The 14,064-nt window shown below is 61.0% G+C and carries 16 protein-coding genes; all 16 read right to left on the bottom strand.

Going from position 1 to position 14,064, the window contains the following annotated elements:
• Positions 1 to 11: 11 nt before the first annotated feature.
• The 16 genes from AC07OV_RS24655 to AC07OV_RS24580 all read right to left on the bottom strand — a co-directional run bounded on the left by AC07OV_RS24655 (position 12) and on the right by AC07OV_RS24580 (position 13,874).
• Positions 12 to 800, bottom strand: a complete 789-nt coding sequence (locus AC07OV_RS24655) for a protein phosphatase CheZ (protein WP_176999075.1) — start codon at positions 798 to 800, stop codon at positions 12 to 14.
• A gap of 18 nt (positions 801 to 818) precedes the next feature.
• Positions 819 to 1,193 carry a chemotaxis response regulator CheY gene (locus tag AC07OV_RS24650; protein WP_005790040.1) on the bottom strand — a complete coding sequence of 125 codons (375 nt, stop codon included), beginning with the start codon at positions 1,191 to 1,193 and terminating at the stop codon, positions 819 to 821.
• Positions 1,194 to 1,360: 167 nt separating this feature from the next.
• On the bottom strand, positions 1,361 to 2,101 hold the full coding sequence (fliA, locus tag AC07OV_RS24645) for an RNA polymerase sigma factor FliA (protein WP_135292003.1): 741 nt from the start codon (positions 2,099 to 2,101) through the stop codon (positions 1,361 to 1,363).
• A complete protein-coding gene (gene fleN, locus AC07OV_RS24640; RefSeq protein WP_003192912.1) occupies positions 2,098 to 2,931 on the bottom strand; it encodes a flagellar synthesis regulator FleN in 834 nt (277 codons plus the stop codon). The genes fliA and fleN overlap by 4 nt, the downstream gene beginning before the upstream one ends.
• A 106-nt stretch (positions 2,932 to 3,037) precedes the next feature.
• Positions 3,038 to 4,354, bottom strand: coding sequence for a flagellar biosynthesis GTPase FlhF (gene flhF, locus AC07OV_RS24635; RefSeq protein WP_178925710.1), 1,317 nt, complete (start codon positions 4,352 to 4,354; stop codon positions 3,038 to 3,040).
• Between the two features lie 12 nt (positions 4,355 to 4,366).
• Positions 4,367 to 6,481, bottom strand: coding sequence for a flagellar biosynthesis protein FlhA (gene flhA, locus AC07OV_RS24630; protein WP_218172831.1), 2,115 nt, complete (start codon positions 6,479 to 6,481; stop codon positions 4,367 to 4,369).
• A 138-nt stretch (positions 6,482 to 6,619) separates the two neighbouring features.
• Positions 6,620 to 6,823: a cold-shock protein gene (locus AC07OV_RS24625; protein ID WP_176999078.1), complete on the bottom strand. Its 204-nt coding sequence runs from the start codon at positions 6,821 to 6,823 to the stop codon at positions 6,620 to 6,622.
• Between the two features lie 130 nt (positions 6,824 to 6,953).
• A complete protein-coding gene (flhB, locus tag AC07OV_RS24620; RefSeq protein WP_176999079.1) occupies positions 6,954 to 8,090 on the bottom strand; it encodes a flagellar biosynthesis protein FlhB in 1,137 nt (378 codons plus the stop codon).
• Between the two features lie 3 nt (positions 8,091 to 8,093).
• Positions 8,094 to 8,879, bottom strand: a complete 786-nt coding sequence (gene fliR, locus AC07OV_RS24615) for a flagellar biosynthetic protein FliR (protein WP_494998748.1) — start codon at positions 8,877 to 8,879, stop codon at positions 8,094 to 8,096.
• Positions 8,880 to 8,883: 4 nt separating this feature from the next.
• Positions 8,884 to 9,153: a flagellar biosynthesis protein FliQ gene (gene fliQ / locus AC07OV_RS24610; protein ID WP_003214552.1), complete on the bottom strand. Its 270-nt coding sequence runs from the start codon at positions 9,151 to 9,153 to the stop codon at positions 8,884 to 8,886.
• Positions 9,154 to 9,157: 4 nt separating this feature from the next.
• Positions 9,158 to 9,901 carry a flagellar type III secretion system pore protein FliP gene (fliP, locus tag AC07OV_RS24605; RefSeq protein ID WP_176999081.1) on the bottom strand — a complete coding sequence of 248 codons (744 nt, stop codon included), beginning with the start codon at positions 9,899 to 9,901 and terminating at the stop codon, positions 9,158 to 9,160.
• The gene (gene fliO / locus AC07OV_RS24600; RefSeq protein WP_176999082.1) at positions 9,901 to 10,344 is read right to left on the bottom strand and encodes a flagellar biosynthetic protein FliO; all 444 of its coding nucleotides are present in this window, start codon (positions 10,342 to 10,344) and stop codon (positions 9,901 to 9,903) included. Before fliO ends, fliP begins: the two co-directional genes overlap by 1 nt.
• Position 10,345: 1 nt before the next feature.
• The gene (fliN, locus tag AC07OV_RS24595) at positions 10,346 to 10,813 is read right to left on the bottom strand and encodes a flagellar motor switch protein FliN (RefSeq protein WP_003192941.1); all 468 of its coding nucleotides are present in this window, start codon (positions 10,811 to 10,813) and stop codon (positions 10,346 to 10,348) included.
• Positions 10,814 to 10,859: 46 nt separating this feature from the next.
• Positions 10,860 to 11,828: a flagellar motor switch protein FliM gene (fliM, locus tag AC07OV_RS24590; protein ID WP_105523143.1), complete on the bottom strand. Its 969-nt coding sequence runs from the start codon at positions 11,826 to 11,828 to the stop codon at positions 10,860 to 10,862.
• 9 nt (positions 11,829 to 11,837) lie between these two features.
• Positions 11,838 to 12,338, bottom strand: coding sequence for a flagellar basal body-associated protein FliL (gene fliL, locus AC07OV_RS24585; RefSeq protein WP_176999083.1), 501 nt, complete (start codon positions 12,336 to 12,338; stop codon positions 11,838 to 11,840).
• A gap of 180 nt (positions 12,339 to 12,518) precedes the next feature.
• Positions 12,519 to 13,874: a flagellar hook-length control protein FliK gene (locus tag AC07OV_RS24580; protein ID WP_495093157.1), complete on the bottom strand. Its 1,356-nt coding sequence runs from the start codon at positions 13,872 to 13,874 to the stop codon at positions 12,519 to 12,521.
• Positions 13,875 to 14,064: the final 190 nt, after the last annotated feature.

Raw genomic sequence — 14,064 nt, 5'->3', positions numbered from 1 at the left:
GTGGGTGCTCCTTAGAAGCCTAAACTGGATAACAGGTCATCAACATCATCCTGACCCGATACAACGTCTTCACGTTTATCGGCATGAATCTGCGGACCTTCACCCTTGGCGAGATGTTTTTGTGGATCTTTTTCCGAGAGGATCGCTGCGCGGTCATGTTCGATACCGGCAAAGCGGTCAACCTGGCCTGCCATAAGCACCAATTTGAGCAAGTTGCTTTCCACTTCGGTGACCAATTGGGTCACACGCTTGATCACCTGGCCGGTGAGGTCCTGGTAATCCTGGGCCAGCAGAATGTCGTTGAGGTTGCTGGAAACCGTGCGGTTTTCCTGCTCGCTGCGCGACAAAAAGCCGTCGACCCGACGCGCCAATTCACGAAACTCTTCCGCGCCCACTTCCCGACGCATGAAGCGGCCCCAGTCAACGCTGAGGGCCTGGGCTTCATTGGCCATTCCATTGACCAGGGGCGTGGCGTTCTCCACCAGGTCCATGGTGCGGTTGGCCGCCGCCTCAGTCAGCCTGACCACGTAGGACAGGCGTTCGGTGGCATCGGTGATTTGCGAAATCTCTTCGGCCTGGGGCATGTGCGGGTCAATCTGGAAATTGACGATCGCACTGTGCAGCTCGCGCGTGAGCTTGCCCACTTCCTGGTACAGGCCGCGGTCACGGGTCTGGTTGAGCTCATGGATTAACTGCACCGCGTCGCCAAACTGGCCTTTTTCAAGGCTGTCGACCAACTGGTGAGCATGCTTTTTCAGGGTCGACTCGAAGTCTCCCTGTGACGTTTCTTTATGCTCCATAGCTCCCCCGTGGCAGCATCAATGACCGATGCGTTCGAAGATTTTCTCGATCTTCTCTTTCAAGGCCAGCGCAGTGAATGGCTTGACCACGTAACCGTTTACCCCGGCTTGGGCGGCTTCGATGATCTGCTCACGCTTGGCTTCGGCGGTCACCATCAGCACAGGCAGGCTGCGCAGTTTTTCATCAGCACGCACGTGGCGCAGCAAATCGATACCGGTCATGCCCGGCATGTTCCAGTCGGTTACCAGAAAGTCGATGCTCCCGCTGTTGAGGATCGGAATCGCCGTAATGCCGTCATCCGCCTCGACCGTGTTTGTGAACCCAAGATCACGCAACAGGTTTTTTATGATCCGCCGCATCGTTGAGAAGTCATCAACGATGAGGATTTTCATGTTCTTGTCCAATTCGACCTCCAAGCAGTCTTAAACGCGCCCAGCACCTGGACGCGCCATTTCAATCAACAGGCGTTACACAAAAAGGACTGCCCAGGGCACCACGGTACGAACCCGCGAAAGCGTGGGCTTTCACGGTAGCGTCTGCAGTGTCCCCACACTGCCTGTCAGCGCGCTCGCCACTCTCCCAATCGCCCCCGCAAGCGGGCTGCGCACTGGCTATGCAGCTGGCTGACACGCGACTCGCTGACCCCCAGGACCTCACCGATTTCCTTGAGGTTCAGCTCTTCGTCGTAGTACAGCGCCAACACCAGTCGCTCACGCTCCGGCAAATTGGCGATCGCGTCCGCCAACGCGCCCTGGAAGCGTTCATCTTCCAGGTCACGCGACGGCTCGAGATGTGCACTCGCGCCGTCCTCGTGCAGCCCTTCGTGTTCGCCGTCCTGCAACAGGTCGTCGAAACTGAACAGGCGGCTGCCCAAGGTATCGTTCAAAATCCCGTAGTAATCATCGAGACTCAATTGGAGTTCGGCCGCAACTTCATGATCTTTAGCGTCACGACCGGTTTTTGCTTCAATTGCGCGAATTGCATCACTGACCATGCGCGTATTGCGGTGCACCGAACGCGGTGCCCAATCGCCTTTGCGCACTTCGTCGAGCATCGCGCCACGGATACGGATACCCGCATACGTCTCAAAACTTGCACCCTTGCTCGCGTCGTATTTGGTCGACACTTCGAGCAGGCCGATCATGCCGGCCTGGATCAGGTCTTCGACCTGGACGCTGGCCGGCAGGCGTGCCAGCAGGTGATAGGCGATACGCTTGACCAACGGCGCGTAGCGCTCGATCAACTCGCCCTGGCTGTCACGGGCAGACTTCTTGTACGCGTTGTAGCCAGTCGCTGTCATAGCACGGGTCCTGCGCTCGTCTGATGCACCAATCGCTCGACGAAAAACTCCAGATGCCCCCGCGGGTTGGCGGGCAACGGCCAGGTATCGACCTTCTGGGCAATGGCCTTGAACGCCAGTGCGCACTTCGAACGAGGGAACGCTTCATAGACCGCACGCTGCTTTTGCACGGCCTTGCGCACACACTCGTCATAAGGAACTGCGCCGACGTATTGTAAGGCGACATCGAGGAAGCGATCCGTGACCTTGGTCAACTTGGCGAACAGGTTTCGCCCCTCCTGCGGGCTTTGGGCCATGTTGGCCAGCACGCGGAAGCGGTTCATGCCGTAGTCACGGTTAAGCAGTTTGATCAGGGCGTAGGCGTCGGTGATCGAGGTGGGTTCATCGCAGACCACCAGCAGCACTTCTTGCGCCGCGCGCACGAAGCTGACCACGGACTCGCCGATCCCGGCGGCGGTGTCGATCACCAGCACGTCGAGGTTGTCGCCGATATCACTGAAGGCCTGGATCAGGCCGGCATGCTGCGCCGGGCTCAGGTGCACCATGCTCTGGGTGCCCGAGGCGGCCGGCACGATCCGAATGCCACCGGGGCCCTGGAGCAGCACATCGCGCAGCTCACAACGGCCTTCGATCACATCGGCGAGGGTGTGTTTGGGTGTCAGCCCCAGCAGAACGTCGACGTTCGCCAACCCCAGGTCAGCATCCAGCAGCATGACGCGACGGCCAAGCTCTGCCAGGGCCAGGGACAAATTCACTGACACGTTAGTTTTCCCGACGCCACCTTTGCCGCCGGTCACCGCGATCACCTGTACGGGATGCATGCTGCCCATTTTATTTCTTTACCTTGTCTTGCTTAGACGCAGGCTACATGGCTTGGCCGCGTGAAACGCTTGCAGACCATCGATGTAGATACATTTCACGGTGTTCATGCTGCCCTCAACCGACCCGTTTTGCCGGGTTGTGGTAAAGGTCAGCGAACATGTCGGCCATCGCTTCCTCGCTAGGCTCTTCTTGCATTTGCACGCTGACTGCACGGCTGACCAACTGATGACGGCGCGGCAGATGCAGATCATCCGGGATCCGCGGCCCGTCGGTCAGGTAGGCAACCGGCAATTCGTGGCTGATGGCCAGGCTCAACACCTCGCCCAGACTCGCCGTTTCATCGAGTTTAGTCAGGATGCAACCGGCCAGGCCGCAGCGCTTGTAGCTGTGATACGCAGCGGTAAGAACCTGTTTCTGGCTGGTGGTTGCAAGCACCAGGTAATTCTTCGACTTGATGCCACGCCCGGCCAGGCTTTCCAGTTGCATGCGCAACGCCGGGTCGCTGGCTTGCAGGCCAGCGGTATCGATCAACACCACGCGCTTGCGCAACAGGGGGTCGAGGGCATTGGCCAGGGACTGGCCCGGGTCGACGTGGGTCACCGATACATTGAGGATACGCCCCAGGGTCTTGAGCTGTTCCTGGGCACCAATACGGTAGCTGTCCATGCTCACCAGCGCGATGTTCTGCGCGCCGTACTTGAGCACGTAACGCGCGGCCAGTTTGGCCAGGGTGGTGGTCTTGCCCATGCCGGCAGGGCCGACCATAGCGATCACACCGCCCTCTTCCAGGGGCTCGATTTCCGGGGTGACGATCATGCGCGCCAGGTGGGCCAGCAACATGCGCCAGGCCTGGCGAGGCTCTTCGACTTCGGCGGTGAGGGCCAGCAGGTCGCGGGACAACGGGCCGGACAAGCCGATACGTTGCAGGCGGCGCCACAGGTTGGCCTGTTGCGGCTTGCTGCCTTGCAGCTGGGTCCACGCCAGCGAACCAAGCTGGACTTCCAGCAGCTCACGCAGGCCATTGAGTTCAAAACGCATCGAGTCGAACACACGCGGGTCGACTGCGGGGGCCGGGGCTGGCGCAGCAGGACGCGGTGGTTCTTTGAAGGTCGGCTCTACCAGCGGCTCGGCAGCGGTCAGCGGCAGGCCGGCGAACAGTTGGCGATTGGTGGTGGCATCGCTGTCGCCACGCATGCTCAGTTCAGCCTGGGCCGACACAATGCGCGAAGCGGTCTTGCGCAGCTCGTCTTCGAGTTCCATGTTCGGCACACGCGGCGCCAGCGCCTGGGGGGTGTAATCCAGGGCAGCCGTCAGCTCGACACCACCGGCAATGCGGCGGTTTCCGATAATCGCGGCGTCGGCGCCCAATTCATCACGAACCAGTTTCATGGCCTGACGCATATCGGCGGCGAAAAAACGCTTAACTTGCATAACCCACTACCCTCAGCCGTTGGGCCCTACTGTCGCGACGATAGTCACTTGCTTGTTGTCAGGAATTTCCTGATAAGCCAAAACGTGCAAATTCGGTACTGCCAGGCGCCCAAATCGCGACAACATCGCTCGGACGGGGCCGGCCACCAGCAGAATGATCGGCTGGCCTGCCATTTCCTGGCGCTGCGCGGCTTCGATCAACGAACGCTGCAGCTTCTCAGCCATGCTTGGCTCCAGCAGAACGCCCTCTTCCTGGCCTTGTCCTGCCTTCTGAATACTATTGAGCAATATTTGTTCCAACCTTGGTTCCAAGGTGATCACAGGCAGCTCGGAGTCAATCCCTACAATGCTTTGCACGATTGCACGCGACAATCCGACGCGCACGGCGGCCACCAGGGCGGCAGTATCTTGACTCTTGGCGGCATTGTTGGCGATGGCCTCGGCAATGCTGCGGATGTCGCGCACCGGCACTTGCTCGGCCAGCAGCGCCTGCAGCACCTTGAGCAATTGCGACAGCGACAGCACGCCCGGCACCAGTTCTTCGGCGAGTTTTGGCGAGGCTTTGCCCAGCAAACCCATCAATTGCTGGACTTCTTCGTGGCCGATCAGCTCGTGGGAGTGCTTGTAGAGGATCTGGTTGAGGTGGGTCGCGACCACGGTACTGGCGTCTACCACGGTATAACCGAGGGACTGGGCCTGGCTGCGCTGGCTGACTTCGATCCACACCGCGTCAAGGCCAAAAGCCGGATCTTTGGCGGTTATGCCGTTGAGCGAGCCAAACACCTGGCCGGGGTTGATCGCCAACTCGCGGTCCGGGTAGATCTCCGCTTCAGCGAGGATCACGCCCATCAGGGTCAGGCGGTAGGCGCTCGGGGCCAGGTCGAGGTTGTCGCGAATGTGCACAGTGGGCATCAGGAACCCCAGGTCTTGCGACAGTTTCTTGCGCACACCCTTGATCCGCGCGAGCAGTTGGCCGCCCTGGTTGCGGTCTACCAGCGGAATCAGGCGGTAGCCCACTTCCAGGCCGATCATGTCGATCGGGGTCACGTCATCCCAGCCAAGCTCCTTGGTTTCCTGGGCGCGGGCCGGGGAAGGCAGCAAATCCTGCTGACGGGCGATTTCCTGCTGGGCCAGCACCTTGACCTGGTTTTGCTTGCGCCAGAACAGGTAGGCACCGCCAGCGGCCATGGCCGCCATGCTGAGGAACGACACGTGGGGCATGCCCGGCACGATGCCCATGATCGCCATGATGCCCGCCGCCACGGCCAACGCCTTGGGCGAGGCGAACATCTGACGGCTGATCTGCTTGCCCATGTCTTCGGAGCCCGAAGCACGGGTCACCATGATGGCCGCTGCTGTAGATAACAACAGTGATGGCAATTGCGCCACTAAACCGTCACCGATGGTCAGCAAGGCGTACACCTTGCCCGCATCGCCGAAGGTCATGCCGTGCTGGAAGATACCGACGGCCATGCCGCCGATCAGGTTGATGAACAGAATCAACAGGCCCGCAATGGCGTCACCGCGTACGAATTTGCTGGCACCGTCCATCGAACCGTAGAACTCAGCCTCTTGGGCCACTTCCAGGCGGCGGGCCTTGGCTTGGTTCTGGTCGATCAGGCCGGCGTTGAGGTCGGCGTCGATGGCCATCTGTTTGCCGGGCATGGCGTCGAGGGTAAACCGTGCGCTCACCTCGGAGATACGCCCGGCACCCTTGGTGACCACCACGAAGTTGATGATCATGAGGATCGCAAACACCACGATACCGACCACGTAGTTGCCGCCGATCACCACCTCACCGAAGGCCTGGATCACCTTACCTGCAGCGGCATGGCCGTCCTGGCCGTGCAGCATGACCACCCGCGTAGACGCCACGTTCAGCGCGAGGCGCAGCAGCGTTGCCACCAGCAGGATGGTCGGGAAGACCGCGAAATCCAGGGGCCGCAGGGCGTATACGCAGACCAGCAGCACCACCACCGACAGCGCAATGTTGAAGGTGAAGAACACGTCCAGCAGGAACGGCGGCATCGGCAACATCATCATTGCCAGCATCACCAGCAACAACAACGGCACACCCAGATTGCCTCGCGAAAGGTCAGTCAGGGTGCTGCGGGCCGTGCCGAGCATTTGAGAGCGATCCACCACCGGTATTCCTCGTTTCCTTGAAGCAAACTTTTGACGCCGAAAAGCGACTTGCAGGCGGTATTGCAAGAAGCCTTCCAACTTTTGCTTGAGGAATACACGACTGGCGTCTTTGCTCACCCGTCAGCGTGGATGCACCTTCGCGGCCTGAGGGCCTTTGGGGCCTTCCACAACGCTGAACTCAACTTTTTGGTTCTCCTCCAGCGTCTTGAATCCGTCGGACTCAATGGCTGAATAGTGTACGAACAAGTCTTTCTGATCATCGTCCGAGGTGATGAACCCAAAGCCCTTTGCCGCGTTGAACCATTTGACCGTGCCCGTCGCCATTGCCTTACTCCCGACCGCCGCTTAAGAACTTGCAGCACTATCAAACCGCGAAGCCATGCCAACGACCACTGTCAACCTTGACAGGTCGCCCCCCATCAACGACGAACGGTAAATTGTAGTGAGCGGGTTGTCAGGAGTCGCGGCGCAGCTCTGGGGGGATAGGCAGGTCTTTGAGCGGGTCCGGGCGCTTGCCCTTGCCCGCGCGGTATTGGCGGATCTGATAGACGTACGCCAGCACTTGGGCAACGGCCAGGTACAGCCCGGCCGGGATTTCCTGGTCCAGGTCGGTGGAGTAGAAGATCGACCGCGCCAGCTCAGGCGATTCCAGCAGCAGGATGTCGTTGGCCACCGCAATCTCGCGGATCTTCAGCGCGGTGAAGTCACTGCCCTTGGCCAGCAGCATCGGCGCGCCGCCCTTCTCCGGGTCGTATTTGAGCGCCACGGCATAGTGGGTCGGGTTGGTGATGACCACATCGGCGTCGGGCACTGCGGCCATCATCTTGCGCTGGGACATCTCGCGCTGCAGCTGGCGAATGCGCTGCTTGACCTCTGGGCGGCCTTCCTGGTCCTTGTGTTCGTCGCGCACTTCCTGCTTGGTCATCAGCAGCTTCTTGTGGCTTTCCCACAGCTGGATCGGCGCATCCACGGCGGCAATGATGATCAGCCCGCAGGCCATCCACAGCGAACTCCAGCCCACCAATTGCACGCTGTGAATGATCGCCGACTCCAGCGGTTCATGGGCGATGCGCAGCAAATCATCAATGTCGGATGACAACACCGTCAGCGCCACAAACAGGATCAGAATGAATTTGGCCAAGGCCTTGAGCAGTTCCACCAGCGCCTTGCTGGAAAACATGCGCTTGAGCCCGGGCCCGGGGTTCATACGGCTGAACTTGGGCGCCATGCTGCCGGGCGCAAACAACCAGCCGCCGAGGGAGACCGGGCCGATCAGTGCGGCCAGCAGCAGCGTAATCAGCACCGGCTGCACCGCCAGAATCGCGATCTTCCCCGAGTGCAACAGGTACAGCCCCATGGCGCCTGGGCTGAGCAGCACTTCGCGGGGCAGGGAGAAGTTGAGCTTCATCAACTCCATCAGGTCCAACGCCAGGCCACCGCCGTAGATCAGCAGGCCACCGGCACCGGCGAGCATCACCGCCAGGGTATTGAGTTCTTTGGAGCGGGCAATCTCGCCCTTTTCCCGGGAGTCCTTTTTACGTTTCTCCGTGGGGTCTTCTGTCTTGTCCTGACCACTCTCGCTCTCGGCCATGGCTCAACGCGCCCGTGCCATATCACGTAAGAACTGCAAGGCGTCGGTCGCCAGCGGTTGATACTGATTGAGAATGTCGGCCATGCCGATCCAGAAAATCCCCATGCCCAGCACCAGGGTCAACGGGAAACCGATAGAGAAGATGTTCAACTGCGGCGCCGCACGGGTCATGACACCGAACGCGATGTTGACCACCAGCAACGCAGTGATTGCCGGCAGCACCAGCAGCAACGATGCGCCCAGCACCCAACTGAGCCGGCCGACCAGCTCCCAGAAGTGGCTGACCACCAGTCCGGACCCCACCGGCAAGGTGGTGAAGCTCTCGGTCATCACCTCGAACACCACCAGGTGGCCGTTCATGGCCAGGAAAATCAAGGTCACCAGCATGGTCAAGAATTGCCCGATCACCGCCACCGACACGCCGTTGGTGGGGTCGACCATGGACGCGAAGCCCATGCCCATCTGGATCGAGATAATCTGCCCGGCAATCACGAACGCCTGGAAAAACAACGTCAGCGAGAACCCCAGCAGCGCCCCGATCAAAATCTGCTCGGCAATCAGCAACAAGGCACTGAGGTCCAGGGCATTCACCGGCGGCATCGGCGGCAACCCGGGCACGATCACCACGGTGATGGCGAACGCGAAATACAGGCGGATACGGCGCGGCACGAGGGTGGTGCCGAACACCGGCATGGTCATCAGCACGGCCGTGACACGGAACATCGGCAAGATGAATGACGCCACCCAGGTGCTGATCTGGGTGTCGGTCAATGCCAGCACAGACTGCATGGGGTCAGCCGATCAACTGCGGAATACTGCCGTACAGCTGCAGGATGTATTCCATAAAGGTTTGCACCAGCCACGGGCCGGCAACGATCAGAGTGATCAACATCACCAGCAGACGCGGCAGGAAGCTCAAGGTCTGTTCGTTGATCTGGGTCGCGGCCTGAAACATCGCCACCAGCAGGCCCACCAACAGGCTGGGCACCACCAGCACGGCCACCATCATGGTGGTCAGCCACAGCGCTTCACGGAACAAGTCGACCGCAACTTCTGGCGTCATCGCGCTATACCCCGCCGAAACTGCTGGCCAGGGTGCCGATGATCAGCGCCCAGCCGTCCACCAGCACAAACAGCATGATCTTGAACGGCAACGAAATAATCAGCGGCGACAGCATCATCATACCCATGGCCATCAGCACGCTCGCCACCACCAGGTCGATGATCAGGAACGGGATAAAGATCATGAAGCCGATCTGGAACGCGGTCTTCAATTCAGACGTGACAAACGCCGGCACCAGGATCGTCAGCGGCGCCTGGTCTGGCGTGGCGATGTCGGTGCGCTTGGAGAGGCGCATGAACAGTTCAAGGTCGCTGGAACGGGTCTGCGACAGCATGAAGTCCTTGATCGGGCCCTGAGCCTTGTCGATGGCGTCCTGGGCGGTGAGTTTTTCCGCCAGGTAAGGTTGCAGGGCTTGCTGGTTCACCTTGTCGAACACCGGCGCCATGATGAACAGCGTCAGGAACAAGGCCATGCCGGTGAGTATCTGGTTCGACGGCGTCTGTTGCAGGCCCAGGGCCTGACGCAGGATCGAGAACACGATGATGATCCGCGTGAAGCTGGTCATCAGCATGACGAACGCCGGGATAAAACTCAGCGCCGTCATGATCAGCAGGATCTGCAGGCTGACCGAATACTCCTGGGCCCCGGCCGCGTTAGTGCCCAGGGTAATCGCCGGGATCGACAACGGGTCGGCGGCCATCGCCATCGGCGCAGCCAGCAACAGCATGAGCGTCAATAAAACGCGCATTACTTCTTATCCTTCTGATCCTTGCCCAGCAACTCCATCAGGCGCTGGGCGAATTCGGGTGTGGCGGCCTGGGTCTGGGCCACTTCCACCGGCGTCTTGAGCACGTGCAACGGGGTGATGCGGCCCGGCGTGATGCCAAGCAAGATCTGCTCATCGCCCACTTGCACCAGCACCAACCGGTCCCGCGGGCCGAGGGCGCGCGAGCCGATCATCTCGATGACCTGGCCGTTGCCCGGCCCGATGCGCTGCACGCGGCGCATCAGCCAGGCCAGCACGAAGATCAGGCCAACCACCAGCAGCAAGCCCAGCACCAGTTGGGTCAATTGCCCACCGATGCCGCTGCTCACCACGGGTGCCGCTGCCGTCGCGGCTTGCGCCACCGGCTCGGCCGCCAGGGCGCTCAATGGCAGCGCCAGAAACAGTCCCGCCATCGAATACTTCATATCAGCGCAACTTCTTGATGCGTTCGCTCGGGCTGATCACGTCCGTCAGGCGGATGCCGAACTTCTCGTTGACCACCACCACCTCGCCGTGGGCGATCAGGGTGCCGTTGACCAGCACGTCCAGTGGCTCACCGGCCAGGCGGTCGAGTTCGATCACCGAACCCTGGTTGAGTTGCAGCAGGTTGCGGATGTTGATTTCGGTGCTGCCCACTTCCATGGAGATCGACACCGGAATGTCGAGGATCACGTCCAGGTTCGGGCCATCGAGGCTCACCGGGTCGTTGTTCTTCGGCACGCTGCCGAATTCTTCCATCGCCAGGCGGTTGCCAGCCGGTGCAGTGGCGGCATCGGCAGCCAGCAGTGCGTCGATGTCGTCTTGGCCGACATCGCCGGTTTCTTCCAGGGCCGCAGCCCATTCGTCAGCCAGGGCCTGGTCTTCGGCGGAAGTGTTTTCGTGTTCGGTAGCCATTACATGTCCTCGGCGCAGCGAAAATTCATCAATAAATTAGGGCGGATCAGCGACGGTTGATCGGCTCGACCACTTGCAACGCCAGGTTGCCCTTGTGGGAACCGAGCTTGACCTTGAACGACGGCACGCCGTTGGCGCGCATGATCAGTTCTTCCGGCAGTTCCACAGGGATCACGTCACCCGGCTGCATGTGCAGGATGTCGCGCAGGCGCAACTGGCGACGGGCCACGGTGGCGCTCAGCGGTACGTCGACATCCAACAGGTCTTCGCGCAGGGCCTTGACCCAGCGTTCGTCCTGGTCGTCGAGGTCGGACTGGAAACCGGCGTCGAGCATTTCGCGCACCGGCTCGATCATCGAGTACGGCATGGTCACGTGCAGGTCGCCGCCACCGCCATCGAGCTCGATATGGAAGGTCGACACCACAATGGCTTCGCTGGGGCCGACGATGTTGGCCATGGCCGGGTTCACTTCCGAGTTGATGTACTCGAAATTGACTTCCATGATCGCCTGCCAGGCTTCCTTCAAGTCGATGAAGGCCTGCTCCAGCACCATGCGCACCACACGCAGTTCGGTCGGGGTGAACTCACGCCCTTCGATCTTGGCATGACGGCCGTCGCCGCCGAAGAAGTTGTCCACCAGCTTGAACACCAGCTTGGCGTCGAGGATGAACAGCGCAGTGCCGCGCAACGGCTTGATCTTGACCAGGTTGAGGCTGGTGGGCACGTACAGCGAATGCACGTATTCACCGAACTTCATCACCTGCACGCCGCCCACCGCCACGTCCGCCGAACGGCGCAGCATGTTGAACATGCTGATACGGGTGTAGCGGGCGAAACGCTCGTTGATCATCTCCAGGGTCGGCATGCGTCCACGGACGATACGATCCTGGCTGGTCAGGTCATAACTTTTGACGCTGCCGGGCTCGGCAGCCATTTCGGTCTGTACCAGACCATCGTCGACGCCATGCAACAGCGCGTCGATTTCATCCTGGGACAGCAGGTCTTGCACGGCCATGTCGTGATCCTACTGCAATACGAAGTTAGTGAAGAGCGCCTGCTCGACCACGACTTTGCCGAGCTCTTTCTGGGCCACTTCCTGCACGCTGGCAGTGACCTTCTGGCGCAGCATTTCCTGGCCTACCGGAGTGGCCAGGCTGTCGAAGCTCTGCCCGGAGAACAACATCACCAGGTTGTTGCGGATCACCGGCATGTGCACTTTGAGCGCATCCAGGTCCGCCTGGTTACGTGCCAGCAAGGTGATGCTCACCTGCAGGTAGCGTTGACGACCGTTCTGATTGAAGTTGGCGACAAAGGCCGGAAGCATCGGCTCGAAGATTGCCGGTTGCTTGACGTTGGTGGCGGTTTCGGCGGCAGGGGCCGGTTTGCTGGCACTGCTGTGCATGATGTACCAGGTGCCGCCCACCGACGCGCCGATGGCCAGGACCAGGCCCAGCACTATCAACAAGATAAGCTTGAGCTTGCCTTTACCTGCAGGGGGTTTTGCTGCGTCGTCGCTCTTCGCCATGCCAATAATCCGTCACTATTCGGGGATTCATAGATCTACGGAAAGGCAAGAGCAAGTGTTATGCCAGAGTTGTCTGGAAGCGTACGCGCAACAAAACTGTAGGAGCCGGCTTGCCGGCGATGGGGCCCTTAAGGACGCTATCGCCCGCAAGCGGGCTCCTACAGTTCGCGGTTGCCTGGGTCAGGCGTAGTAGTCGACGGCGCTGGAGCCAATCACGGTGGTGGTGACCGGCGCGACGGCCGCTGCGACTTCGGCGTGGTCCGCCGCATCGCCGCCATCACCACGGCCACCGCTGCCGCTCACGCCACGGGCCTGGTTTTGCTGTTGTTGCTCTTGGCCCTGACCTTGCCAGCCACGGGACTGGTCGGAAACGTTGACGTCCACTTGCCCCATGCCCTGCTGCGCGAACATCTCACGCAGGCGGCCGGACTGGCTTTCCAGCGCTTCACGCACCACCGCATGGCCACTCATGAAGGTGACCTGGGCCTGCTGGTCGGCCGCCATGTTGACCTTGATGTCCAGGCGCCCGAGTTCTGCCGGCTGCAACTGGATCTCGGCCGACTTGAGGTTGGCGCTGGACAGGTACATCACGCGGTTAACCACTTCTTCGGTCCAGCCGCTCTGGTGCATGGCCAGCGGCGCATTGGCCACGGGCGGCAAGGCGTTCGCGGTTTTCGGCGTGGCGGCCTGGGTCAGCGCCGCCAAGCGGTTGGCGAAGTCATCGACACGGGTGTCGCTGCTGACGTCCTTCAAGTCCTTGAGGCCACCGTCGATCAGGCTGGTGAAGGTCTTGTCGCCACCGGTGTCGGTGCTGTCCTTGGCGGCCTGCTGGTCGACCATGTTGGCCAGGCCTGCGGCGAAGTTCTGCGCGGCGGTCGGTTGGTCCTGCGTCGGCGCAGGCGTGGCTTTTTGCGGCGTCTGGCTGCTTGCGGAGACGTGACCGCCCTGCTCCATCGCCAGGCGTACGGCGGGCATTGAGTCCAGCGGGTCGGCAGAAGGGTCGAAAGCAGGTTGCTTGGTTTCGTCGGTGGCTGCGACGGGCGGGGCAACCACGGGCTGAGCCTTTTCATCTGGTGCAGCGGCCGGCGCCGGGGTTACTGCGGGCACCGGAACCGGCACGGCCACAGGGGTAACGGTAGCAATCAGCGCCGGGTCGACGACGGGGTCAACCAGAGGTTGCTGCACCAGGGACGGGTCGGTGGGTTTGTCGTCGTCGCTGCTGGCGCTGTCATCGGACTTGGCCGGTGGCGTGGCAGGCAAGGGTTTGCCGCTATCGGCAACCGCTGGCGTGCTGGCGGCAGGCTTGCTGCTGTTGTCAGCAGGCTTGGCGCTGGCGTCAGAGGTCTTGTCACGAGAAGGTTTGGACGGGGTGTCGTCGGTCTTTACCGTCGGCTTGGTGCCTTGGCTGGCGAACACCTGAGCGAAGCCAGGGCCCTTGTCCTGTGGGGCCGTAGCCGCTGCCGGAGGTGTAGCGGCGGGCGCTTGAGGCTTGGCTGCGGGGGCAGCCTGAAGGAGGGTGTTCGGGGCGACTGGCATAGGTAAAGGTCTCCACTGCATTGGGGATCGGGGATGCAGTATTGGGAGGTAGAGCAAGAGTCGGGCCAGGTTTTGGGTTGTTGGGGGGCATATCCGTTATTGGGGTGATGGCGGCTTATGGTTCCGCCCTTACGGCGGGTCACTTTTGGAAAAGAGCCCGGAATGCCGGCCCAGCCAAAAGTAACCAAAA

Source organism: Pseudomonas sp. GW821-FHT09A09 (assembly GCF_059418405.1).
The sequence above is the reverse complement of the archived record's forward strand: the minus strand, read 5'-3'. Positions and strand labels throughout refer to the sequence as shown.